This window comes from Thermococcus aegaeus (assembly GCF_055393685.1).
On sequence record NZ_AP042464.1, the window covers coordinates 39,188 to 62,861 of the forward strand.

At 42.7% G+C, this 23,674-nt stretch carries 28 protein-coding genes and 1 tRNA gene; 18 read left to right on the forward strand and 11 right to left on the reverse strand.

What is annotated here, in order from left to right:
• Positions 1–16 precede the first annotated feature (16 nt).
• Positions 17–94, reverse strand: a tRNA-Lys gene (locus ACZ5NL_RS00205).
• Between the two features lie 108 nt (positions 95–202).
• Between ACZ5NL_RS00205 and ACZ5NL_RS00210 the strand changes: the two genes are divergently transcribed.
• From ACZ5NL_RS00210 to ACZ5NL_RS00230, 5 genes are read left to right on the forward strand one after another with little or no spacing between them, the layout of a single operon-like run.
• A complete protein-coding gene (locus tag ACZ5NL_RS00210; RefSeq protein ID WP_464842304.1) occupies positions 203–2,083 on the forward strand; it encodes a phosphoadenosine phosphosulfate reductase domain-containing protein in 1,881 nt (626 codons plus the stop codon).
• A gap of 38 nt (positions 2,084–2,121) precedes the next feature.
• On the forward strand, positions 2,122–2,964 hold the full coding sequence (locus ACZ5NL_RS00215) for a helix-turn-helix transcriptional regulator (RefSeq protein ID WP_464842305.1): 843 nt from the start codon (positions 2,122–2,124) through the stop codon (positions 2,962–2,964).
• A gap of 47 nt (positions 2,965–3,011) precedes the next feature.
• The gene (locus ACZ5NL_RS00220; RefSeq protein WP_464842307.1) at positions 3,012–3,617 is read left to right on the forward strand and encodes an HVO_0476 family zinc finger protein; all 606 of its coding nucleotides are present in this window, start codon (positions 3,012–3,014) and stop codon (positions 3,615–3,617) included.
• A gap of 49 nt (positions 3,618–3,666) precedes the next feature.
• Positions 3,667–4,329 (forward strand): protein-L-isoaspartate(D-aspartate) O-methyltransferase, encoded by a 663-nt coding sequence (locus ACZ5NL_RS00225; RefSeq protein WP_464843491.1) that lies wholly within the window; start codon positions 3,667–3,669, stop codon positions 4,327–4,329.
• A 1-nt stretch (position 4,330) separates the two neighbouring features.
• Positions 4,331–4,960: an HAD-IB family phosphatase gene (locus ACZ5NL_RS00230; RefSeq protein ID WP_464842308.1), complete on the forward strand. Its 630-nt coding sequence runs from the start codon at positions 4,331–4,333 to the stop codon at positions 4,958–4,960.
• A 118-nt stretch (positions 4,961–5,078) separates the two neighbouring features.
• On the opposite strand, the gene ACZ5NL_RS00235 is transcribed toward ACZ5NL_RS00230, so the two are convergent.
• Complete coding sequence (locus ACZ5NL_RS00235; RefSeq protein WP_464842309.1) at positions 5,079–6,194, reverse strand: A24 family peptidase C-terminal domain-containing protein; 1,116 nt, start codon at positions 6,192–6,194, stop codon at positions 5,079–5,081.
• Positions 6,195–6,203: 9 nt separating this feature from the next.
• Positions 6,204–6,368, reverse strand: coding sequence for a class III signal peptide-containing protein (locus tag ACZ5NL_RS00240; RefSeq protein ID WP_464842310.1), 165 nt, complete (start codon positions 6,366–6,368; stop codon positions 6,204–6,206).
• A gap of 95 nt (positions 6,369–6,463) precedes the next feature.
• Between ACZ5NL_RS00240 and ACZ5NL_RS00245 the strand changes: the two genes are divergently transcribed.
• Entirely contained in the window at positions 6,464–6,805 is a 342-nt protein-coding gene (locus ACZ5NL_RS00245) for an ASCH domain-containing protein (protein WP_464842311.1), read from the forward strand.
• A 1-nt stretch (position 6,806) separates the two neighbouring features.
• The gene (locus ACZ5NL_RS00250) at positions 6,807–7,376 is read left to right on the forward strand and encodes an ASCH domain-containing protein (RefSeq protein WP_464842313.1); all 570 of its coding nucleotides are present in this window, start codon (positions 6,807–6,809) and stop codon (positions 7,374–7,376) included.
• Here ACZ5NL_RS00250 and ACZ5NL_RS00255 read toward each other — a convergent pair.
• A complete protein-coding gene (locus ACZ5NL_RS00255) occupies positions 7,371–7,625 on the reverse strand; it encodes a hypothetical protein (RefSeq protein ID WP_464842314.1) in 255 nt (84 codons plus the stop codon). The two genes, ACZ5NL_RS00250 and ACZ5NL_RS00255, sit on opposite strands and share 6 nt — an antisense overlap.
• Before the next feature lie 195 nt (positions 7,626–7,820).
• Between ACZ5NL_RS00255 and ACZ5NL_RS00260 the strand changes: the two genes are divergently transcribed.
• On the forward strand, positions 7,821–8,531 hold the full coding sequence (locus tag ACZ5NL_RS00260) for a TIGR02253 family HAD-type hydrolase (protein ID WP_464842316.1): 711 nt from the start codon (positions 7,821–7,823) through the stop codon (positions 8,529–8,531).
• Positions 8,532–8,579: 48 nt separating this feature from the next.
• On the opposite strand, the gene pgsA is transcribed toward ACZ5NL_RS00260, so the two are convergent.
• Genes pgsA through ACZ5NL_RS00275 form a run of 3 tightly spaced genes read right to left on the reverse strand, consistent with a single transcriptional unit; the run spans position 8,580 to position 11,279 of the window.
• Positions 8,580–9,140 carry an archaetidylinositol phosphate synthase gene (gene pgsA, locus ACZ5NL_RS00265; protein WP_464842318.1) on the reverse strand — a complete coding sequence of 187 codons (561 nt, stop codon included), beginning with the start codon at positions 9,138–9,140 and terminating at the stop codon, positions 8,580–8,582.
• Positions 9,130–9,672, reverse strand: coding sequence for a tRNA (cytidine(56)-2'-O)-methyltransferase (locus tag ACZ5NL_RS00270; RefSeq protein WP_464842320.1), 543 nt, complete (start codon positions 9,670–9,672; stop codon positions 9,130–9,132). The genes pgsA and ACZ5NL_RS00270 overlap by 11 nt, the downstream gene beginning before the upstream one ends.
• A complete protein-coding gene (locus tag ACZ5NL_RS00275) occupies positions 9,669–11,279 on the reverse strand; it encodes a transglutaminase domain-containing protein (RefSeq protein WP_464842321.1) in 1,611 nt (536 codons plus the stop codon). The genes ACZ5NL_RS00270 and ACZ5NL_RS00275 overlap by 4 nt, the downstream gene beginning before the upstream one ends.
• Before the next feature lie 56 nt (positions 11,280–11,335).
• Here ACZ5NL_RS00275 and ACZ5NL_RS00280 point away from each other — a divergent pair, with 56 nt between their 5' ends.
• The 4 genes from ACZ5NL_RS00280 to ACZ5NL_RS00295 all read left to right on the forward strand — a co-directional run bounded on the left by ACZ5NL_RS00280 (position 11,336) and on the right by ACZ5NL_RS00295 (position 16,589).
• Positions 11,336–12,112 carry an SAM hydrolase/SAM-dependent halogenase family protein gene (locus ACZ5NL_RS00280; protein WP_464843493.1) on the forward strand — a complete coding sequence of 259 codons (777 nt, stop codon included), beginning with the start codon at positions 11,336–11,338 and terminating at the stop codon, positions 12,110–12,112.
• Complete coding sequence (locus ACZ5NL_RS00285) at positions 12,113–12,676, forward strand: nicotinamide-nucleotide adenylyltransferase (protein ID WP_464842322.1); 564 nt, start codon at positions 12,113–12,115, stop codon at positions 12,674–12,676.
• A 447-nt stretch (positions 12,677–13,123) separates the two neighbouring features.
• Positions 13,124–14,863 (forward strand): ABC transporter ATP-binding protein, encoded by a 1,740-nt coding sequence (locus ACZ5NL_RS00290; protein WP_464842323.1) that lies wholly within the window; start codon positions 13,124–13,126, stop codon positions 14,861–14,863.
• Positions 14,853–16,589 (forward strand): ABC transporter ATP-binding protein, encoded by a 1,737-nt coding sequence (locus ACZ5NL_RS00295; RefSeq protein WP_464842324.1) that lies wholly within the window; start codon positions 14,853–14,855, stop codon positions 16,587–16,589. The genes ACZ5NL_RS00290 and ACZ5NL_RS00295 overlap by 11 nt, the downstream gene beginning before the upstream one ends.
• A 4-nt stretch (positions 16,590–16,593) precedes the next feature.
• Here ACZ5NL_RS00295 and ACZ5NL_RS00300 read toward each other — a convergent pair whose 3' ends face one another.
• Positions 16,594–17,754, reverse strand: a complete 1,161-nt coding sequence (locus tag ACZ5NL_RS00300) for an MFS transporter (protein WP_464842325.1) — start codon at positions 17,752–17,754, stop codon at positions 16,594–16,596.
• 323 nt (positions 17,755–18,077) lie between these two features.
• On the opposite strand from ACZ5NL_RS00300, the gene ACZ5NL_RS00305 reads away from it, so the two are divergent.
• The 4 genes from ACZ5NL_RS00305 (at position 18,078) to ACZ5NL_RS00320 (ending at position 20,680) form a co-directional block, all read left to right on the forward strand.
• Complete coding sequence (locus ACZ5NL_RS00305) at positions 18,078–19,037, forward strand: ABC transporter ATP-binding protein (RefSeq protein ID WP_464842326.1); 960 nt, start codon at positions 18,078–18,080, stop codon at positions 19,035–19,037.
• Complete coding sequence (locus tag ACZ5NL_RS00310; protein ID WP_464842327.1) at positions 19,034–19,825, forward strand: ABC transporter permease; 792 nt, start codon at positions 19,034–19,036, stop codon at positions 19,823–19,825. The genes ACZ5NL_RS00305 and ACZ5NL_RS00310 overlap by 4 nt, the downstream gene beginning before the upstream one ends.
• Positions 19,826–20,099: 274 nt before the next feature.
• On the forward strand, positions 20,100–20,393 hold the full coding sequence (locus ACZ5NL_RS00315; RefSeq protein WP_464842328.1) for an ArsR/SmtB family transcription factor: 294 nt from the start codon (positions 20,100–20,102) through the stop codon (positions 20,391–20,393).
• Complete coding sequence (locus ACZ5NL_RS00320) at positions 20,390–20,680, forward strand: hypothetical protein (protein ID WP_464842329.1); 291 nt, start codon at positions 20,390–20,392, stop codon at positions 20,678–20,680. The genes ACZ5NL_RS00315 and ACZ5NL_RS00320 overlap by 4 nt, the downstream gene beginning before the upstream one ends.
• A gap of 104 nt (positions 20,681–20,784) precedes the next feature.
• Here ACZ5NL_RS00320 and ACZ5NL_RS00325 read toward each other — a convergent pair whose 3' ends face one another.
• From ACZ5NL_RS00325 to ACZ5NL_RS00335, 3 genes are all read right to left on the reverse strand, one after another.
• Entirely contained in the window at positions 20,785–21,603 is an 819-nt protein-coding gene (locus tag ACZ5NL_RS00325) for a GNAT family N-acetyltransferase (protein ID WP_464842330.1), read from the reverse strand.
• A gap of 93 nt (positions 21,604–21,696) precedes the next feature.
• Entirely contained in the window at positions 21,697–22,008 is a 312-nt protein-coding gene (locus ACZ5NL_RS00330; protein ID WP_464842331.1) for a hypothetical protein, read from the reverse strand.
• A 268-nt stretch (positions 22,009–22,276) separates the two neighbouring features.
• The gene (locus ACZ5NL_RS00335) at positions 22,277–22,456 is read right to left on the reverse strand and encodes a hypothetical protein (protein ID WP_464842332.1); all 180 of its coding nucleotides are present in this window, start codon (positions 22,454–22,456) and stop codon (positions 22,277–22,279) included.
• A 190-nt stretch (positions 22,457–22,646) separates the two neighbouring features.
• On the opposite strand from ACZ5NL_RS00335, the gene ACZ5NL_RS00340 reads away from it, so the two are divergent.
• Positions 22,647–23,159, forward strand: a complete 513-nt coding sequence (locus ACZ5NL_RS00340; protein ID WP_464842333.1) for a nucleotidyltransferase domain-containing protein — start codon at positions 22,647–22,649, stop codon at positions 23,157–23,159.
• 181 nt (positions 23,160–23,340) lie between these two features.
• Positions 23,341–23,667, forward strand: coding sequence for a methyltransferase domain-containing protein (locus tag ACZ5NL_RS00345; RefSeq protein WP_464843495.1), 327 nt, complete (start codon positions 23,341–23,343; stop codon positions 23,665–23,667).
• Positions 23,668–23,674: the final 7 nt, after the last annotated feature.

The window sequence follows — 23,674 nt, forward strand, 5'->3', positions numbered from 1 at the left end:
TAGAAAAGTTGTTAAGTGGCGGGCCGGACGGGATTTGAACCCGCGACCACCGGGTTAAAAGCCCGGTGCTCTAACCAGGCTGAGCTACCGGCCCTCGATAAGTTAGGGATTGCAATGCTCTTATAAATTTTTTGGTCAATGTTTCTCTTGAACCACAGGGATTATAAACCCTATTCCTTTCTTTTTTCCAAGAGGTGAGATAATGAGAAAGGGACCAGTATTTTTAGGGAAAGCCCACATTCACTGGTGCGAGGAGTGTAATGTCCCGTTGATAAGTGAGAGGTGCGATATTCACGGCAAAGGCTTTAGGGTAGATCTAACTCCTCCTGCAGACGTGAGATTTGCCTTTGAAAAGGATCTAGAGTTTATTAAGAGAGAGTTTAAATCCCACTACGGTGTTGATGTTGGTGAGATAATTGACGGGAAGATAGTCCTTTTGAACAAAACCCCTGGAGAAGATGATGTGTATGAGATAATCGTAGACGGCTATATTTTTGGATGGCTTCGCTTTGATCCGCTTGAACTTAAGTGGAAACCAGGGCTGAAGATTGAGGGCGCTATGGCTCTGTGGAAGCGCTTTGGAAAGAGCATGAAGAAATGGGTTATAGTGGATAAAGGTGCAAAAGAGCCGATAAAAAACGGTGCAAACGTTCTACCCGTGGGAGTTATTGAGGCAGAAAAAAGCATTAGAATTGGAGATGACGTAATCGTGGTCTGTGAGGATGAGGTCATTGCTACAGGCATAGCTAAAAAGAACTATGACCAGCTAATTGATAAAAAAGAGCGTGGTACAGGGATAAAGACAAGGCATCAGAAAAAGGTTCAATATCGAGAAGGTAAGAAAGCAACTATGGAAGAAGTAATAAAGGCCAACAAATCAGCACTAGAGGAGAGAGTTAAAGAGGCCAGAGCGTTTATGAGAAAAACTGCCCAAAATACAAATAAACCAATTGCCATTGCCTTCAGTGGTGGAAAAGATAGCTTGGCCGTTTTGGGGTTGGCTCTTGAGGAGTTCGAGGACTTTACGGTCTTCTTTAACAACACCGGAATAGAATTTCCAGAAACTCTTGAGTATGTAAGAGAAATTAAGCGGGAGCTTGAAAAGAGAAACATAAGATTTATCGTGGCTGATGCTGGTGATGCATTCTGGAATTCCCTTAGTGTTTTTTCACCTCCGGGAAGAGACTACAGGTGGTGCTGCAAAGTTACAAAGCTAGGCCCAATAACATTAACGATAAAGAAGCACTATCCCAATGGCGTCTTGATGTTTGTAGGTCAGAGAAAGTATGAAAGCATGCAGAGATACAAACAGCCCAGAGTGTGGAAAAATCCATGGGTGCCTAATGAGATTGGAGCCTCCCCAATATTTCACTGGAACGCTCTTGAGGTTTGGCTTTACATATTTTCCCGTAAGCTAAAATACAATCCCCTATATGAGAATCGCCTAGATAGAATCGGGTGTTTTATGTGTCCGAGTTCTTCTTTAGCTGAAATTCAAACACTAAAGGAGGAAAAGCCACAGTTGTGGGAAAAATGGGAGAATGAACTTAGGAAGTGGAAAGAACGTTTTGGAATGCCAGAAGAATGGATAACCTACGGCTTCTGGAGGTGGAGACAATTAACTAAAGGGCAAAAGGCCATCGCAAAAGAACTTGGAGTAAAGATTCCAGAAAAAAGGACATGGGAACCTATAAGATACTCGCTTGAAGAGAGAGACGGAGAATTCGTTCTCAGAATAAACACGAGAGTAATCCTGAAAAGAATCAGAGAGGTAGCCCCAATATTGGGTGAAGTAACTGAAGATAGAAACTCCATAAGGATAGGGACTATAGTGTTTACAGAGGAAGGGGTTAGGGCAAAGAGCAGAGAAGATGCTATAAGGGCGTACTACCTAATAAAGAGGGCATATGAGTGTGTTGGATGTGGGGTTTGTGTTGGGAAATGTCCAGAAAATGCTTTAAGAATAAACCCCTATACAAGAAAGATAGAGGTCGACTCAGCAAGGTGTATTCACTGTGAGGAGTGTATGGAGATATGTCCCCTGTTAAAAATAAAAAATCCTCAAGAAGGAAGTCAACTTTAATAGCCCTATTATTTTTCCTGCTCTTGTCGTCAAAATCTGTGGTTTCCCAGGATTATGAATATAACTTGGATAGCTACTCCCTTTATTTTGATATTCTGGAGGATTATAAGGTAAAAGAAACTATCGAGCTTGTTCTATTTCCGAATGTTCCCCTTTCTCATTACACTTTCTATTCCGAGTACCCAATTGAAAATCCTGAGGCAATAATTGAGATCAATGGTAAAACTCAGATAGCCAACATAAGTGTCTCCAAAATTGTAGGTGACATAAATGCCGTTTATATTGAATTCCCCCAGGTTTCGCCCGGAAGCAGATTAAAAATAAGAATAAGCTTTTACTCAGAAGGAATGCTCCAGGAGGTTAGTGGGAAAAAGCAGTTTTCATACTACGTAAAATTTAACCAGCCAGTGGGATATTTTTATGCAAGGCTCTACGTCCCCAAGGGGTATGCAATTCTATCTCCCATAGTTCCTTCCCCAGATAAAGTTGAAAGCACGGGAAATGCGCTGATTTTGGAATGGAAAAAAACAGACGTTAGGCCAGAAGAAGAGTTTTATTTTATAGTGGGATTTTCGGGAGAGGTGACAAATCAGTTCCCCTTGGCAATGTTTCTGGCAACAATTTTCATAGCCTTTTTAGGTGGATTTTTCGCTGGAACTCTCTATAGAAGAAAAGAAAAAACTCTAATTGACCTGCGATCAGATGAAGAAAAGGTTCTTGAACTGCTTAAAGAAGGCCCTCTTTACCAAAGCGATCTTGTAAAGCGGCTTGGCTTCTCAAAGGCAAAGGTCAGTCTCCTGTTAAGGGATATGGAGAAAAAAGGCTTAATAGAAAGGGTTAAAGATGGAAGAACGTATCTCGTCAGATTAAAAGAAAGCTGAGCTAATCTTTATAAAGAGAATCACCCAAAGCTGGAAGGTGAGTAAAAATGGAAGAATACTTTGTATGTCCCGAATGTGGAAGTGAGGAAGTTGAGATTATATCGGAGAGAGGAAGAGAAGTGAAATTGAAGTGCAATGAGTGCGGTCATGTATGGCAGCTCACATTGAGCAAGGTCATTAAGGTTCCGATAATAGTCAGCAAACATGAAAGGAGCTTCAAAAGATTTGCGGAGCTTCCTGAGGATGAGGAGATAAAAATAGGAGATATAGTGGAAATCGAGGACGATGAAGTTAGAATTACTGGAATTGAACTGGAGGAGAACAAACGAGTTGAAAAAGCCTTAATAAAGGAAGTTAAGACGCTCTGGGGAGAAAGCCTAACCTATCCAAAGATAATCGGGGTTTCCATTTATCTCTCCAAAGGGATCACGCAGTCATTTAAGGTCAAAGTTGATAGGGAAGAGGAGTTTGCAGTTGGAGAGGTTCTCGAAGTCGGAGGCTACACCTTCAAGATAGACAAGATAAAAACGGAAAACAAAATGCTAAGGCATGGAAAGGCTAAAGCAGATAAAATTGTTAGAATTATGGGGAGGCCGATAAGGGCAAGGGCAAGCAGGAGCCTTGAGATTTATAGGGGGTATAAAGAGGAATAACTTCCACAAACTTAAAATCCTCCTTTTGCAATTTTTATATGTGAAGGACATGGAAGAGGATGAGCTGTATAGAAAATGGATGAGGCTTGTTGAGAAGCTTGAAAGAGAAGGAATAATCAAGAGTGAAAAAGTAAAGAGGGCGTTTCTTCGAGTGCCCAGATATAAGTTCGTTCCTGAGAGATATAAAGCGTATGCTCACGTTGATGAGCCCCTCCCAATTCCTGCAGGTCAAACAATAAGTGCCCCTCACATGGTCGCTATAATGCTTGAACTTGCTGAGTTGGAGGAGGGTATGAACGTTCTTGAAGTGGGAACTGGAAGTGGATGGAACGCCGCTTTGATTTATGAGCTCGTTAAACGAGACGTCTATACAATAGAGAGAATTCCAGAGCTTGCAGAATTTGCCAGAAGAAATCTTGAAAGGGCGGGATACAATAGAGTCCACGTAATCGTTGGCGATGGAACTAAAGGGTTTCCACCAAAAGCACCCTATGACAGAATAATCGTTACAGCGGGAGCACCTAAAGTTCCTGAACCTTTAATAGAACAGCTCAAAGTGGGAGGCAAAATTTTAATCCCTGTGGGAAGCTATCATCTGTGGCAAGAGCTTCTTGAGGTTATAAAGATAAGTGAAGACAACAAGGTCAAGATAAAAAACCATGGTGGCGTGGCATTCGTGCCTCTAATAGGGGAATACGGATGGAGGGGATAAAATGTACCTCATAGCGTTTGATCTGGAAGGAACCTTGGTAAAATCCAAATCAAGCTGGGTTGAGCTTCATAAAAAGTTTGGTACGTGGGATAAAGGGAAAGAGTACGCTGAGAGATTCTTTGCTGGGGAGTTTGATTATGCAACGTGGGCAAAGCTGGATGCTTCTCTCTGGAAAGGAAGGACGAGAGATGAAGTTATGGAATGGGCAAATTCAGTGGAGTATTTTGAAGGTGTTGGGGAGCTTTTTCAATTCTTAAGAGAAAGGGGCTTTAAAATCGCCATTATCAGTGGGGGCCTTAAATGCCTTGCCGAAAGAGTAGGGAGAGAGCTTAAAGCTGATTTTGTGTATGCAAATGAGCTTGTATTTGATGAGAAGGGCAGGATAACAGGAGAGGTTCTTCCTTGGGTAGACTTCAGAAACAAGGGAGATATTTTGCTTGAGCTTAAAGAAAAACTCAAGCCAAAGCTAACCATAGCCGTAGGAGACGGCCATAACGACATAGCCATGTTCAAAGTTGCGGATGTAAGCATAGCTATTAACCCCCACGAGGGAGTTGAGGGAGATTACATCGTGAGAAGCTTATATGAAGTAAAGGATATCATTGAAAAAATTCTGAAAGAAATGGATTAGGTCAGAGAAGGGCGTGCTCATCACACTCAGCAAAGCAAAAGCTCATCATCCCTGTTGCCTGCTTTCAACTTCATCTTCCCTTGCCTCATTTATGTCAATGTGTTGTTGTTTTTAAAGTTTAAAGCCCGCTGCTTTTTAGCACGAACAACCAGAATAAGTCGCCGTAAAATACCGATATCAAAAAGCCCAAAAATAAGGCCGGTGCAAAGGGCATTGCATTCCTCACAACAAATTCATCCTCCAGCTTCCCTTCGTTCACGAGTGTTTTAAGAGTTTCTATGTCCTCTCTTCTGAGGCCTTCAGCCGTTGGTGAGGCGATTAGTCTGTCGTATTCAACCCTAAGCGCATTTAAGTTAAAACTCTTGAAAGATCGAATAAGTTTGTCAAACGAGCTTTCTCTGTCCCTGTAAATTTTACCGTCTTTTTCGTATATCCACTCCCCTAGGATGTCCCATTCCTTAAGCTCATTAACAGAGACTTTTTTTGTCAATACTTCCTCTCTTAAAACCTTTATGAGGGAAAAGAACACCTTAAAGGTATAGAATGTTGCGGCAAGTTTCAAGTAGCTGTAAACAATATCCGGCGTTTTAAATGCACCATATGCAAAAATCATTAATCCAACGACATCTCCAGCCTTTTGCAGTCTTGCTAGAATAACTATTATAGCCCCCCATACCAACACCCCAAATTGAGGGGGAATAGCTTTTCCAGCTATTCTGAGAACCACAAACGCAGCCGATATCCAGAGGGCAAGTTCAAAGGGTTTGGGCCATTTATCAATGAAAATCTCCTTTAATCGAGCAGTTTTTTTCTTTATTACCAGCACTGCAAGGGAGTAGCAGAAAATAAAGGGAAACACTGCAAGTATGCTGTTAAATAAGAGCGTTATGCTGTGTAGAGGGTATCTCACCGCATAGGGGGGAACTATCTTTGCGTAGCTTGATGCGTACGGAAAGAGAGCTGAGTAGCCCATTAAGATAACAACATCTCCACTCGCCCAGCCTCCCATGAGATAGAGCAGGTAACCTAATAAAAACCCAGCGGCTACCCCTATTAACCCCGAAAATGCATAAAAAATGTCGTGCTTTATGGCAATCCCATAATAAAGATAGTACAAAATCCCAACCCCGGCAATTGGAAACACATGCTTATCGTCTATAAATCCAGTTTTAATATCGGTGTAAGAAGTTAGAATACCCATTATAACCCCGAGACCAATTAAAAAGAGCTCCATTGAACCACCTCACAGAGTCTCAAGAATCTTGTCCTTTAAGGTGTCGATGTATTCGGTTACTGATGAGTTTAATGCCTGAACACTAGTGAAAATAACTCTTATGGTTACCATAACCAGTATCAGAACAGCGGCCAGTATAAACAAGTACTCAAGTGCACTTTGAGCTCTTCGCATTTTGTTGCACCAGATATATTTAATCCTCAAATGATTTAAATCTTTTCATTTTGTGCAATCTTTTTAAAGCATTTACTCCACTAACTAAGGGAGCAATGAAAGTGCACAAACTATACGTTAGGGATGAATATCTTGAGATGATAAAAAGCGGGGAAAAGAGGATAGAGGTTAGAGTAGCCTACCCACAGCTGAAGGGCATCAAGCCTAAGGATAAGATACTCTTCAACAACGAAGTTCCTGCAGAGGTTATCTCGGTCAAAAAATATGAGACTTTTAGACAAGCTTTGAGAGAAGAGCCCATAGAAAAGATTTTTCCAGATAAACCAAGCTTTGAACAAGCCGTGAAGAGGTTCCACAACATGTATCCAAAATGGAAGGAGAACCGCTATGGAGTAATTGCCATAAAATTCCGCCTCCTAAAACCAAGGAGGGAATAAAATGCGAAATCTAAAGTTCGATGGAAAATATAAGGATTTGCTCCTTAGTGGGAAGAAAAGTGCCACAATAAGGGTGGGCAAAGTTAACTTAAAACCAGGGGACGAAGTTCTTGTACATTCTGGGGGATACGTTCTTGGAAAGGCTAGAATAAAGAGAGTTGAAAAAAAGAGGGTTTCTGAGCTTACTGATGAAGATGCCATTATGGATGGGTTTAAGAATAAAGAGGAGCTTTTGGATGCTCTTAAAGAACACTACAAGAACATAAAACCTGATACGGAGGTAACTGTAATTGAATTCGAATTCACTAAGCTGCTGGATAAGCCCATATTATCAGCTGATTTCCCCTATGAGGGCAACAATCCAATTGAAATAGCAGAGCTCGCATTGAAGCACCTAAAAGATCTGAGTTTTGAGGAGGTTGCACTGTTAAAGCTTTTCTTGCAGTCAGGCAGCCTTAGAAAAGCAGCTTACAAGCTTGGAGGACTCGACAAGAGATATAAAATCAGGGAAGTCTTAAGGAAAGCTTATGAAAAACTTAAGAAGATGGGTATTATGGAGCCGAAATTATGAATTAATTTGGCTTTGGGGCTGAGGAGTTTTCTTTCTTGCCGAGTATTTTACCGGATACATCTTAAACTTCTCGCTTCCAATTAGATGGTGCAACTCTCGCTTGAACTCTTCCAGCTCTCTGCTGTCTTCAAAGCTTAAGACTGCTATGAAATCGTACTCTCCGTACAGCCAGTGACCCTTTATCGGAAGTTTCTCCAGTACCTCGTCTCTAACTCCCCATATCAGCAATACAACTTCGAACGCAATCACCCCCTGTGTGGGTTAATATTGACTTGTCCTATAAATACATTTTCCAAAATTTTACGTTTAAATGGCAAAATTAGGCAACAATGATCCTTCTTAGTTGTCTTTTCTCCAACTATATTTCACGCTTGTTAGATATTTAATCTCGTCACAATAAAGGATTTTTAAGACAAAGAGGTCATTTTGTATTGGTGATAAGTAATGATAAAGGCAGTGTTTTTTGATTTCGTTGGCACGCTGCTCAGCAAGGAGTATGAAGATATTACCCACCAGAACATAATAAAAGAAGTTTTGAGGGATGTTAAAGCAGAAAACGTTGATCCAGCAAAGGTATGGAAAGAATACGAAGCTCTTACAAGTGAAAAATTTAAAGAATTTGCGGGAAAGCCCTATAAACCAATTAGATTGCTTGAAGAAGAAATTATGCAGGAGCTTGCTAAGAAATACAATTTTGAGCTTTCTCCCAAGTTCTGGGAAATTCACCTTAAAATGCATCAAAAGTACGGAAAACTCTACAATGAAGCCCTCGAAACCCTAAAAGCTCTAAGAACCAATGGATATCATGTAGGACTCATCACAGATTCCGACAATGACTATCTCAAGGCCCAACTTGAAGCCTTAGGTATTTTAGACCTCTTTGACAGCATAACAACGAGTGAGGAAGCAGGTTTCTACAAACCCCACCCACGAATATTTGAATTGGCTTTGGAAAAAGCAGATGTTAAAGGTGAAGAAGCAATATATGTTGGGGATAACCCTCTCAAAGACTGTGTCGGTGCTAGGCAGGTTGACATGGTTAGTGTCCTGCTGGATAAGAAGGGAGATAAAAAAGAGCTATGGAGAGAATGTGAATTCGTCATAAATGATCTAAGGGAGGTAATGGTAATAATTGAAGAGCTAAACGGTCAGTAACGGCAGGGCTCTTCACGACTCCGCCAGCGAAATTTTCATCATCCCGGTTTAGCTTAGTCTTTTTTTTGCCTCCCATAATCTTTGAAGTGCCGTTATCCACGCCAAAATTGCAACCACATAAACACCCACATCAACCCTGTTGAAAAGGGATGTTATAATTATTATGAGAAGCCTTTCTGCTCTTTCAGCTATCCCAATTGCAAGGGTACCACTTCCAGCAAGTTCCGCCCTGCATCGTTCGTAACTAACCAAATAGGAACCTATAAGCGCGATCACTGCAATTTCCCACTTTACTAATCCCCCGTATGCTATTCCAAACAACACTGCCCCATCACTTATTCTATCGAAGGTTGAGTCCAAAAATGCTCCAAACCGCGAAGTTTTTTCTGTAAGCCGGGCTAAAGTTCCATCGAGGGCATCTACAAGTGATCCAAAGAGCAATATTAATGCGGCAATTCTCTGAGAGCCTTGAGCAAAGAAATATGCTCCCAAAAGAGATATCAACAGCCCGATAAATGTAAGCTGATTTGGAGTAATTCCTATCTTAGCTAAAGGCTTTACGAGGGTCTCTAAATACCCTTTAACGTTTGAGCGATATCTATTCAGCATCTCTTCGCTCCTCCAGAGATATTACCTTTTTCCCTTTTTCTTGGGGGATTATCTTAACCTTTGCATTTTTGAATTCTTTTTTAAGTCCTTTTCCTTCAAGAAGCCTGTCAAGAAATACTGCCAGTGCTGCAACTTCGCTGTGTGGCTGATTTCCAACAGCCACGTTGTAGTGGGCAATTTCATACACTTCCCTTGGAACTTTCTCCGCCCCAACAACAACCAAAATGTCCTCCTTCTTTAATACTTCCCTTATTTTTGGGATAGCCTCGTCGATGTGTATTCCGTACATAGTTAAATGAACTATCTTTCCTTTCCACTCTCTCAAAATCTGCCTCCAGTGTTGGTTAAATTCAATTTCAAATGGCCCTCCCCAACGTTTTACAACGTCTGTAACGCTCTCATATACATGCTCGTCCTTTTCAGCTGCTATTATGATTTTATCTGCTCCAAAAGCCCTTGCAGTCAGGGCTACATGGGTTGTTATTCTTTTGTCTCTTTCTGGCCTGTGTCCCAATCTAAGTACCACTATCATTTGTACACCTCCATCAGAATATCCCAGTACTCTCTAAAGTTCTCTGGCCATGGTTTGTCTTTATAAAATTTGTAGAGTGCATCAACGTTTTTTGCAAGATTCTTTGGATCCGCTTTCTGAAAGACAAGATTTAACTCTCTTTCAGGAGCTGAGGCAAATAAGAAAAGGGTGAATATACGCTCATTTTGATTCATGTTGATCAGCACTACGGATAATTTTGGCCTTACCGTAGGGTTAAGCCTTTCTGACACGACTTTCTTTAGAGAATCTTCTATATTGGCTAAATACTCAGGGCTTACATCCACGTGCTCGTGCCTTTTTTCCTCCTCTGGAGCTTGGGCAACAAGATTGTATATACCATCTGTTACCATCTGATAGATTTTGGGAAAGTATGGGGTTGCTATGTATTCTTCTCTCGAACCAAAGAAGTCTCTTTTGAAGTCCACAACATACCATTTCCCGGCTGAATAAAACTCGGAAATTGCATTCTTCGTACAGTCTTCTCCGTTATAAAGTGTTACAACTCTAGCCGGAATATTCAGGGATCTTAAGATCCCTGTGAAAAGAAGTGTGCCCTCTTCATAGCTTATCTTATTCTGGGGAAGTATGTTAGATGGATTTGTGGTTGTTGTGACGTCTCCAAAGGTGTATCTGCTTTTGATCATATTATAAACTGCTTCTGCGGCTTCAATCTCCGAAGTGGCGTTTTTCACCAATGAGAGTGATTCATTCTTTAATAGTTCCCGGTCTATCCTTGATGTAGAATTAAATTTATCTTTCCAAAATCCGTCAACAAGGTACACTAGTTGTATCCAGTAGTATTCCTCGCTATACGCGAGTCTTAAAGTCTCATCATTATAATTCCATGGTCTCCAAAGGATTTTAATAAATCTGTTTTTGAGCTCTCTTTTTTCCTCTCCGTTTTCAGTGTAGAGTACGGAGATCGTTATATAACCCTCCTCTGGCATGTAAGGGGCTTTGAGTACATAAGTCAATCTATGTTCTTCTCCAGGAAGAATATTGGCTGGAACATCTGGCTCTCTGACAATTTCCATGCCCTCCAATAGAGTTAATGAGATCTCTTTAAGTGTTATGGGGGCATTACCCGTGTTTTTCACTGCTATCTCAACCGTAAATTCACTACCTCCTTCAGCTTTCTCAGGAGAGGCAACACTTACACTCAATACTCCAAATAAGGGGATTTCACTTTCTCTTTCTACGACATTTATTATTAATTCCTTGTAGAATCCACCCCACGTTCTCTGAAGTTCGTCCACGACCTCCACAGATGCTTTGAGCATATATCTGCCGGGGTTTGATGGAGCTTGGATTATCCATATAAGCTCTACACTCTCACCGACTTTTAGAGGTGCCTGCAGAGAAGGAGCCTGAAGTATTTTAAAGTCTGGGTTGTTAAGATACAAGTTAACTCCAGTTATCGCGACTTTTCCAGTATTATTGACCTTAACTATTACATGGAAAATATCCCCTTCCTTAACGGCGCTCTTGTCTGTATTAATCTCAACTTTTGCTGGCTCCTTAACTAGGCACCCAGAAGAGAAAATCAGAAAAATGAGCACAATTGGGATAAATTTTAAATACCTCATGCTTTTCCCCAAAGTTCTTTTAAAGATAAAGCCTTAATAATTTTTAGGTGATGTCAGTGATAACTCTAACTACAGATTTTGGCATCAAAGGACCCTATGTGGGAGAAATGAAAGGTGCTATTTTGAGGATAAATCCAGAAGCAAAAATAGTGGACATTACTCACTCGGTAACACGGCACAGCATTGTTGAAGGTTCTTTTGTTATGGAGCAAGTTGTAAAATATTTTCCTCCAAATACTATCCACGTAGGGGTTATTGATCCCGGAGTAGGCACTGAACGGAGAGCGATCATAATAGAAGGCACTCAATTTTTAGTGCTCCCTGACAACGGTTTAGCAACGCTTCCCCTCAAGTGGATACAACCAAAAGCCGCATATGAAATAGACCTCAGAAAAATGGAAACAATCATCGGGAGGAGGATAAGCTCGACTTTTCACGGAAGGGATGTATTTGGTCCTGCAGGAGCACTGCTCAGTCTTGGGTATGAACCTTCGAGGCTTGGAGAAGAAATTGATTTGGAAAGCATAATCAAGCTTGATCTAGAGCCTAAAAAACAAGAAAATTCTTGGCTTTTGAAGGTTATCTATATCGATGACTTTGGAAACGTCATTTTAAATCTCGAAAACTATGAACCGCCGAAATATGTTGAGATTTTGGGGAGAAAAATCCCATACGTAGATACCTACGGCAAGGTAAAACCGGGAGAGCCCCTCTCTCTTCCAGGGAGTCATGATTATCTTGAAATAGCTGTTAATCAAGGTTCGGCTGCTGAGTTGCTGGGGTTAAAAGTGGGGGATGAAGTGGAGGTAAAACTGATCTATGAGGAGGGATAAATGATGAGGGGTCTCTTTGTTGGTAGGTTTCAGCCCGTCCACAATGGTCATTTAAAAGCCCTTGAATATGTGTTTGAACAAGTGGATGAAGTTATAATTGGTATCGGAAGTGCTCAGGTAAGTCATACTTTGAAAAATCCATTTACAACAAGCGAAAGAATGGAGATGCTTATAAGGGCTTTAGATGAAAAGGGAATTCCGAGGGGAAAATACTTCCTCGTTGCCTTACCGGACATAAACTTCAACTCAATCTGGGCTCCCTATGTAGAAGCAATGGTGCCAAAGTTTGATGTTGTCTTCACTGGAAATTCGCTTGTAGCACAGCTTTTTAAGGAAAGAGGGTATAAGGTCGTCGTTCAGCCAATGTTCAGAAAGGACATTCTTTCTGCCACGGAGATAAGGAGGAGAATGATAGAGGGTGAACCCTGGGAAGACCTGGTGCCAAAGAGTGTGGCAGAATACATTAAAGAAATTAAAGGGGTTGAGAGAATAAGAATGCTGGCAACGGATCTGGAAAAGAATGAGAAAGAACTTCAAGCTCCAATAAGAATTCCAGAGTTTTGAAGGATGAGGAGAAAGTGACCTCTAAAGATGGCTTACTCCCTCTTCGTTCTTCTCACTGAGACCTATCTCAGGATTGGCAACTAGAAAGTTGTCAGCCTCTACATGACTACCTACGAAAGTTAGACAGAACCCCTGTGTAGAGTTTTATTGCGTAACATCTACTTGGATCGTTGCGCTTGGGCTCTTAATAACACCACTTATCCTTGGTTGTCTCCTTGTTGGGCATTATGCCTCCCCAAGAGAGCATCAAAGAGTCATCTTCTTTTTGGTTTCCTTTTACTTCCAGTCGGCCTCCGCAAGACTCTCTTTTCGAGCTCATTTTGGTCATAGCTACTTGGCTTTCGCAATTTACCAATTTATGCTCAAGCCTCGGGCATGCTGAGGATCCTATTAGATGATTATCTTAACCGTTAAATATTTATAATACCGCACTTAAGGTTTTCTGGCATGAGTAGCTCACTGAAACAACTTGTCCGGCTGTTGGGATATTTGAGAGGGCACGAATCATACTTTGTTATTGGCTTAACCCTAGTTCTCCTTATGTCCTACACTAATGGTGTAATCCCCGTTCTCATAAGGGAGGCCATAGACAGAGGTGTAACCACTGGAGAATACCGTCTCGCCGTTCGCTACGCTCTTCTTGTCCTTTTGGTAGCTATCCTCAATGGGACTTTCAGCTTCAGCGGGCGTTACCTCCTAGTTAAGGCAGCTCAGCATGCCGTCTATCATCTCCGTATGGAGGCCTTCAAGGCCATCCAGAGGCATAGGATGGAGTTTTTCGATAAAACTTATTCTGGTCAGCTCATAAGCAGGATAACCAACGACACGGAGAGGATAACTCGCTTTTTATCGTTCCGCATTAGGATGTTCGTCTACTCGGTCTTTCTCATCATCATCTCGCTCTACTACATGGCGCGTATGAACGAGGCCTTAACTGGGGTTGCCCTTGCTACCATAGCTCTCGTTGTAGCCCTCAACACAACCTACGCGAAGAAAGTGAGACCCATTTACGATAATGTAAGGCACCAGACAGGGGTGATAGCATCGGCATCAACGGCCAGCATAGCCGGGGTTAAGACTATAAAAGCCCTTTCGGTAGAGGAAAAAGTCCAAGAAAAGTTCCAAAGAGAAAACGAGGAACTTTACAAGCTCAATGTGGAGGCCACTAAGATCACAGCTCTCTATGGCAATGCACCTTTCCTAATAATGGGAATAGCAATGAGCGCCATGCTTTACTACGGTGGAAAGGCCATAATAGCTCAAAACCTGACCGTTGGCGAGCTGACGGCCTTTCTCACATACATGCTCACAATGACATGGCCTTTAAGAGCTTTAGGTTTCACTATAGGCGACATCCAGAGGAGCTTAGCTGCTGCATCAAGGCTCTTTGAGGTGATTGATTCAGCTCCGACTGAGGTTGACCCTCCGGATGCGGTTGAGCTCACCAACCCGCGCGGTGAGATTGAGTTTAAGGACGTTTACCTCACCTACCACACCGGAAAGACTGTCCTGAAGGGGCTGAACCTGAGAATAAACCCTAGAGAAAAGGTTCTCATAACAGGCCCTCCAGGTTCGGGTAAGAGCAGCTTGCTGAAGCTCATAGCACGCTTCTACGAGCCCGATAAAGGAGAGGTGCTCATAGATGGTGTGGACGTGAGGAAGATAAAGACCTCCAGCCTGAGGAAGATAGTCGCCTATGTTCCACAAGAGCCCTTCATCTTCAACAGAAGCCTGAGGGAGAACATAGCCCTCGCGAATCCCAATGCGAGCATGGAAGAAATCATCAGGGCAGCTAAAATAGCCAAAATCCATGACTTCATAGCCTCTCTCCCCAATGGTTACGAAACCGTTGTCGGAGAGAAGGGCGTAACGCTCTCTGGTGGTCAAAGGCAGCGAATAGCTTTGGCAAGAGCACTTCTCCTTGAGCCGAAAATAGTGCTCCTAGATGATCCCGTTTCAAACCTTGATGCTGAAACGGAGGAGAAGCTCGTTGAGGATCTAAGGGATATCCTCAAGGATAAGACCGCTATAATCGTTTCCCAGAGGCTCTCGATGGCAAAGCTAACAGACAGGGTTATCGTGATGGTGGATGGAAAGGTTGTTGAAGACGGAAGTCCAGAAGAGCTTGCAAGAAAAGGAGGGATCTTCAGCGAGATGCTCGGCAGAGGTGGTTGGAATGGAAAGTAAATCGTCTCTCTCGCTCCTCAGAAGGTTCATAGGTGAGGCTCTCTCCCACAAAAAAACTCTGATAATAGTCATTCTCAGCATAATAGGTTCAGCTCTGGCGACGCTAGCTCCACCCTACATCTTAGGCGTAGCAATTGACCGCTATATCCTTGCCGGCAACTATACTCGCTTCTGGGTTGTTGTTCTCCTTTACCTTAGCTCTCTTGTGGCACAGTGGTTTTTTGCAACGCTTCAGACCTTTTACATCGAGGTCTTCGGCCAGAAAGTGCTTCGTGACCTCAGAGCAAGGCTCCACGAGAAGGTTCTCCGCTCAAGTTTGGATTTCTTCAAGGACAAATCAACCGGCGACCTCGTTTCGAGGATAGTGAACGACACGGGAATAGTGAATGACGTCCTCGTTTCGGGCCTTCTCGGGAGTCTTGGAAGCCTGCTAAGCCTTATGGGTATAATAACTGCTATGTTTCTCCTCGATGTCAAGCTCACTCTTGTAACACTCACGAGCGTCCCGCTGATGGTTGTTGTGGCTTACTACTTCGGTGGAAAGATGAGAAAAGCTTACAGGGAGACAAGGCAGAAGATAGCGAGGATTTCCAGCGTCGTTGAGGAGAGCGTCGCTGGAGTTGAGACCATAAGAGCTTTCGGCAGGGAGAGGGAAGTAGAGAAAGAGTTCTCTAATGTCTCAAGGGAGACGATAAAGGCTTACCTTAAGGTTGCCATCTACATGGGTATCTTCTGGCCCCTCATGAACATAACCAGCCTGCTCTCCGTTATAGTTGTTATAGCCTATGGAGGTTATCTAGCATACCAGGGTGCGGTGAGCGTTGGCATTGTTATAGCGTTCATTCAGTATGCCCAGCGCTTCCGTGGGCCGATAAACGAGGTTATAGGCCTCTACGATAGCCTCCAGTCCGCTTTGGCTGCTTTAGAGAGGATATATGGGGTTCTGGATGACGAGAATATAGAGGACTACACTGGGAGCTATGTCGAGAGGCTAAGGGGAGAGATCAAGTTCGAGGAGGTTTGGTTCGAGTACGAGAAGGGTCTCCCAGTTCTCAAGGGAATAAACCTCCATATCTCGCCGGCATCAAAGGTAGCCGTTGTTGGAAAAACCGGAGCCGGAAAGACCACCATCGCGAACCTGATAATGCGCTTCTACGACCCGACTGAAGGAAGGGTTTTATACGACGGTCTTGATGGGAGGGAGATAAGCAGAAAAAGTTTGAGGAAAAGAATAGGCTACGTCCCGCAGGAGACCTACCTCTTCCCGGGCACGATAATGGAGAACATCCTCATAGCGAACCCCAAAGCCAGCGAGGAGGACGTAATTCAAGTTTGCAGGCAGCTCGGGGTCCACGACTTCATAATGAGGCTCCCAAAAGGCTACGAGACCGATGCCGGGGAGGCGGGAAAGCTCCTCTCCGTCGGGGAGAGACAGCTCATTTCCCTCGCGAGGGCCATGCTCAAAGACCCTGATATAGTAATCCTCGACGAGGCGCTCTCAAGTGTCGATCCGAAGACAGAAAGGTTGGTTCAAGATGCCATGCTGAAGCTCATGGAAGGCAGAACGAGCATAATCATAGCTCACCGTCTTTCGATAACGCACTTCGTGGACAGAGTTATTGTCGTTGAGGACGGAAGAATAGTAGAGGATGGGCATCCCACGGTCCTTCTCGGGAAGAAAGGGCATTTCTACAGGCTTTACGTCTCACAGATGGGAGAGACATGAATTTTTACTTTCTCCTTGCGATCCATAGTAGGAATACTCCCGCCGTTATAAACGCTATGAGACTCGCTCCATAGGGCAACGTTGGATGAACGTTAGCCAGAAAACCAGCTATGAATGGTGTTATGAGTCCAAGAACTTTTCGATAGCTTGAGAGGGCAGCATGGAACTCGCTAGCCCTCTCCTTGGGAATGAGCTTAAACATCCATGAGCGGTAGAAGGGAAACCATAGTGTGTTTCCAAAGTCTCCAACTGCATAAGCAAGTATGACAAGCCAAAACGGTGGGGAGAGTGCCATGACTAATGCATAGAAGACATTGATAAGCATTCCAATAGCAATTGCCTGGAACCCCTTCTCCTTTGGAAACCTTTCGCTGGCATAGGTTCCTATTATTGAAGTGATGCTTGTAACACATGCTATCAACGTTATCTCAAAGATGGTCTTCTTAAGTACAAAAATGACGTAGTTGATTAGCACAATCTCAGGTACAAGGGCCCATGCTAAGGTTAACAAGGTCTCAAAAATCAGCAAGATTTTAAACTCGCCAACTTTAAATGTGAAGCCTTCTGGAGTTATCCTTTCCTCTTTTCCAAGTGATGGGAGAAAGAACCAGATATAAGCCATTGTTGGAATCGAAAGCAGACCAAAGAAGAGGAATGCCAAACGATAGTGTTCAGTTGAGTTCCATATGTATCCAAAGAGGTAGCCCATTATCGGAAATGTTATGAGACGACTTATTTCAGGTAGCCGAAGGTGCCAAGCAAAGATTTCCTCGTACCTGTCTTCTGGGTAAATAACTTGCTCATAGGCTCGGTAAAGCGGATAAAGCACTGTTGAAAACTTTTCTATCGTCCTTCCAGCGAAGAGTATAACTGGAGCTATTGCTCCCTTGGCAAAGCCGTAGAGGATATAGGCTATCCCATCGAGGAAGTCAATTGCTATTAATCCCTTCTTGATGTCCCATCGGTTAAAGGCCCTGCCAAAGAGATATGTTAGGGGGATAGAGGCAATATTAACGGCTGTAAAAAAGGCACCAACCTCTAAAATGGAGTAACCAGCTTTCATAAGGTAAAGAGGAAAGAGAATCCACACTATTAACTGGGGAGCGATGATTGTATGGTAGAGCATGTAGGCTTTAGCATCGCGGGGGATTTCGCTCCATTTCATTAGAAGGCACCTATATACTTGTTTAGAGCTCACGGGTCTTAAAGTTTTAACTACCTGCCGTATGGGATGTTTGAACTATTTAAAAGAATAACTCCAAAGTCCAAAGAACGATACTTGTAAGAGAGCAGTTCTTACTTTCTTGAGACCAAATTCTTGTTTATTGCATCTCAACAGTAAAAACCAATTAAAAAAGTATGTTTATTACAACAAAAAGTTTAATAAATATGAAAGGCAATTGTTCTCAGCTACAATACTTACAATTGTTAAGAGCCTTTCCAAGCCCGACCCAAGATGCATAATGTTCTCATTAGGGAGGTGTAGGCATGACAACAGTTGAATTAAAAGATGTCGTAAAAACGTTTTCAAGTCCTAAAGGGAGGATTACTGCCGTTAACAACCTCAGTTTTCAAGCAAAAGAAGGCGAAGTTCTTGGCATTCTTGGTCCTAACGGGGCTGGAAAAACAACAACTTTAAGGATGATTGCCACAATTTACAAGCCGGACAGAGGTACCATAAGGGTTGAGGGGATAGATGTTCTGGAGGATCCCTTGAAAGTTCGAACTAAGATAGCGTATATGCCTCAGGAGCCGGATCTAATCCCATCTTTGTCTGTTGAAGAGCATATAACCTATTACCTTCGTTTCAGAGGATTTAACAAAAAAGAAGCCAAAAAGCGTTGCGAAGAAGCCCTTAAGTCTTTTGATCTAAAGGAGCATAGACGTAAAAAACCGTTTCAATTGAGTACCGGGCTGAAAAGACGGGTGCAACTGGCATCTGTTCTGTCTGCGGAGGCCCCTATAATCTTCCTTGACGAACCGACAACAGGATTGGATCCAAGGAGCAAAAGAAACACGTGGAAGCTAATCAAGGACAAAATCGAAGATAGCGGAGCAACTATTCTTCTTACAAGCCATGATCTTTATGAGGTAGAGTACCTCGCTGAGAGGGTGATCATAATAAATAATGGTCGGCTAATAGCTGAAGGCAGGCCAAGAGATTTGAGAAAAAGATTTGGTAAGACTGTTAAAGTTGTTTTTGAGGATCCACTAGACTTTAATGTCCTTGAAGTGGAACTTATGGGTGTTGGTGGGGTCAAAGAAATTTCTCAGGCGGGTGAGAATACAGTTGAAATAAGGCTGGATTCTCTTGATCGTTCAATTAATGGACTTATTCAGGTTCTTGCAGCTAACCAGCTGAAAATTAAGGACATTGTCACAACCGGAGCAAACTTTGAAGAGGTCTACCTTGAAATAATAGGGAGTTCTGGAGGTGGCATAAAATGAATTTGAAATCGATAGTATCTTCGCTTAGGGTCGCCATTTCAAGGGAAGTAAAAATTGGCATGGATTTGGAGTTTTTCTTAGGAACTCTGTTTGAGCCTTTGATATACGTCATGCTCTTTGGACCTTTGATGGAAAAGCTTATCGGAACTGTGAATTTTGGAGGAAAGGATGTCTCTTATCTTGCCTTCATGTTTCCGGGAGTACTCACGATAATAGGCATCAACCAGGGATTCCGGGGCGCTGCAACATTCATCCAAGATAAGTTCAGAGGTGGCTTGGAGACACTTTTTACACTCCCTGTACATCGTTCAACTCTTTTCTTGGCTAAAATCTTGGGCTCATGTTTGAGAGCATTAATAGCAATGTCGGTAATATCGCTCTTAGCGGCTTTAATGGCAGAAGGGCTTTCTTTGACATTATCAGAAATCCTGAAAAGCTTTTTGGTTAATATGGGCCTTGTTGTAGCCTTGGCAAGCTTTATGATATATCTCCTTTCCAAGAGCCAAAATCCAAATCTCCCTCTTGCGATTTCCAGCATATTACTGTTGCCTATGATGTTCCTTTCCACAGTGTTTTATCCTGAAAGCGTCTTCAGTGGTAGCAGAGTGCTCTCACTAATAGTCGCAGTTAATCCCATGACCCATGCCGCAAGATTGATTAGGTCTTTTATCTATTCAACTCCCCTCTCAGCTTCAACGTTGCTGATATCTCTAGTATACCTATTGGCTCTTGCGTTTATAAGTTTGCTATTGGGTGCCAGGGGATTTGCACAAGCACTGGAGAGATAATCTCCTGTCTCTTCTTTTATTTTTGTTTATTGAAATTAAACTTCATGGATGAGCCTTTAAAAATTAGAAAATCCTCGGAGAATCCTATTATCAAAATCCATCGCATTTTTAACTATCCACACATTTACTATCCCCAGATCGTCCTAGCTCACTTTCTTCCAAAACTTCAAACACTCACAATCCTCCAATTTGGTCAAAATAGAACTAATTAGTGCTCGCTGATGAACGAAAAATTTTTAAGTAATCATTTGATTACATGTTATTAAGTGATAACATGAATACTGAAAAACTTGCCAAAATGCTCGATGGGCTTGGGCATCCGCTCAGAGTTAAGATAGTTGCACTGCTTGCAAGAGAAAATAGGGCAATGTACCTAAATGAGATAGCAAACGGTCTCGGGATAAGCAGGGCATTGGCTAAAGTTCACCTCAAAAAGCTTGAGGCAGCAGGAATCGTCAAGAGCAAGGTTATACTTGATGAGGAGAAGGGGAAAGCTCTGAGATTTTATGAGCTCATGCCTTTTGAGATCCACCTTTCACCCGAAATCTTGAAGGAGGTGGTTGAATGAGAACGAGAGATGTTGTGATTCTAGCAAGCTGGTTGGCTGCCACCGTAATATCCGCGGCGATAATCCTAAAGGGTGGAACCAGCTATCTGAATTTAGGAATTGCAGTACTGCTGTTTCTCATGGCGGCAGGCATATCTTTCTCCATAGGGTATTCTCTGCATGACCAAGAAGAGCTGAAGCTATCTAAAGAGCTATCCTCCCTCAGTTCAAAGTTTGAAGAAATTGAGAAGACGGTTAAAACAATTGAAGAGCGGGTTGGAAAGATAGAGATATTTTTGGAGGAATAGTTTTAGCCGACTTTGTTTATTTTCACTTTTATTCTTAAGGAGTTGGATTTAAGCTTTTTTGATGATGTGGGACTCCATGGAAAAAACTTTAAAGCCATTAGAGACTAAAGCTCCATCCGAAACACCAGAACATCAGGCTCCTTAAAATCAGCCCAGTTCTTGAAGCCGAGCTCTTTCAGAGGGTCGATCAAATCTTTTCTGTCCTCTGGCAGCATTATGTCGATGCTGTTGTAGCCTATTTTATTGGCCTCAAAGCTCATTGCAGGTAAGAGTGTTTTTATGCTTTCAATCGAAAGTTTGAAGGGTGTGAACGCAGGTTCGTTCTCGTGTATCGGCACATAAAGAAACTTAAATCCCTTATACTCTCTAATTTCTGCCTTTTTGTTCAGCCACCTCAGGCTTTCCTCGCACTTATGGAGGAACTTCCATCCGTAGGGGATGTAACCTTCATACTCAAGCTCATTTAAAGAGTCAATTTTTGAAGGTTTTGGGCTTTCTTCGTTTTCAGGCTCTCTCTGAATATAGTAAAATCGCTCCACAATCCTAAAACCATCTTTCTTTGCCATTGCAATGCTTTCCTTGTTGAGAAAATAAGTCGAGAATTCCAAAGCGTTTATGATACCCTCTTTTGCAAGCTCTTCACCTTTTTGTAGCATGAAGTTATGTAGCATCCTTCCAAATCCTCTGCCACGATAGTCTGGGTGCACTCTAAGGCCCTCAAGCCAGCCGACCTTATCGGGTAAAAGAGTGAGTTTTGCCGTTCCAATAACCCTTCCATCAAACTCGAGAACATAGAAGTTTCCATCTCTTATCCAGCTCTCAAAAACTCTCGCTAGGTAGTCTTCACCTTCCCAGGTTAACTTTGCTATTTCTTCAATGAAGGGCTTATCCTCAGCTCTTGCTTCGCGGATGATGGTGTTCATCCAGTTCACCGCATTAATATCTCCACTAAGATTTTTAAGCTTCGTGCTCTAAAAAGTTAGGAATAAAAAAATTAAAAAAGAATGGTCAAGTTCTCACTTTTTGGCAGCTGAAAGCACCATTCTCCATGTCCTTACAGTGTACTCCACTGTAGGAGGATAGCTCTGCACGACTTCCACTATTTCTGCATTCTTTTTGAAGGTTGGAGAACCTTCTATCAGTTTTTCAAGTACCTCCTTGTTTGGTGCCTTCCAGAGAGTATAACATCCTCCTTCAAAGTTGTAGCTAGCAAGGAATTCTATTCCGTCTGGAAGTGCAGATAACTGCTCAAAGAAGTCGGCGGCTTCTTTTATGGCTTTCAGGTTTTCCTCAGCTGGCCAGGTGTGAGTTACGAGATACATTGGCATCCAAAACACCTCCAAATTTTTCTCACAATTTCACGGTTCACTAAAGGGAGCATCCAGAAGAGGAGAGCCATCTTGTACTTTTGTGCTCCAGCTATCTTAATACTCCCCTTCTTGTGGGACTTTTTAATTGAAAGTTACACTTATTGTATATAAAGATTTTCTTTGTACTACGTATTATCTATTTGCGTGTAACTTTTACATGTGACAATGCATAAGGTTTAAGATTTAGCTTACCTCGATCTTAACGGCATTCCAGCTCTTCCAGCCTTTATCTTCGAGGGCAACTGGAATAATAAGTTCCCTCTTTTTGAGCCATCACCTCAACCTGAAATTTCATGGTTTCATTGGGTTTTAAAAGGAAATTCTGCGGGATTATTTTGACAGCTAAGCCTTCTATATGTGTAAATTTCTCCTGCATGTAGCTTAGGAAGAAATGGGCAAATTTCATGAACCTACCTCCTGAATCAATGCCATAGAGACAATGAGTCAAAAAAGCAGGTGAGAGCAACATTGAGGGTTTCTTGGAAAAGTTTGTCTTCAACTTAGGCGAAATTTGGAACAGAAAGTTCCTAAGATAAACTCTAAAAATCCCCAAAGTTTTTATTGGGTCTATAGTATAAACCTTCTAAGGTGTTGAGATGATTCCTCAGAAACATCTTAAAGTTCTCCGTAAGCTGTATGAGCGGTTAAAGAATAGAGATGTGAATTGGGTTATTACCGGGAGCCTCGGCTTTGCCCTCCAAGGTGTCCCTGTTGAGCCGCATGACATTGATGTTCAGACGGACAGAGAAGGAGCCTATGAAATCGAGCGCCTCTTTTCTGAGTTCGTGGTTGAGCCTGTTAGATTTAAGGAGAGCGAGAGAATCCGCTCGCACTTTGGAGCGCTTATGATTGATGGGATCAAAGTCGAGATAATGGGGGATATCCAGAAGAAGGTCAACGATGAGTGGGAAGAGCCTGTGGACATAGATAAATACAAGCGCTTTGTGCGAGTCGAAGGCATGAAAATCCCGGTTCTTGATTTGGAGTATGAGTATCAAGCCTATCTCAAGCTCGACAGGGTTGAGAAGGCGGAGAAGCTGAAGAGGTTTTTGGAGGAGCGGAGGCGATTAACGGATGCGAGTTATGGCCCACAACACGACCAGGGCTGAGCCTCATGAGTCCCGAGGAGTTTAAGTGGTTCGTTGGGATTAGGCTGGCCTAGTTTGGGTCCTACCGTGAAGAGGTCAGACTAAGGCTCAAACTTCTCTGTGAGATACCGAAGAGAATTAGCGGTATGGCACTTTTGAGTTCTCGAAGAGGCTTGAAAAACTTGCCGAAGACCTGCGGTTCATCAACGGCGACTTTCTCGACCGGGAGCTTGGGCGTGGAAGCTTCGACACGGTGGTGTTCAGCTACATCCTTCACGATTTTGATGCACTCCCATTCCTGGAGAGAGCTCTTGAGGTCATAGAGCCTGGAGGAAGGATAGTGGTTGCTGACTTCGACATCGATGGCCTGAGGAGAACCCTAGAAGAGTTCGCCCGTGAAAAGGGAATGAAAACCATCGAAAACCTCACCATTGGGGTGACCCATAGACAGAGGGCCGAAGCGTTTATATTCGTCATGGATGATATCATGCAGGTTGAAACGAATCAAATTCTCAAAAGAACAATTTAAGAGGGCT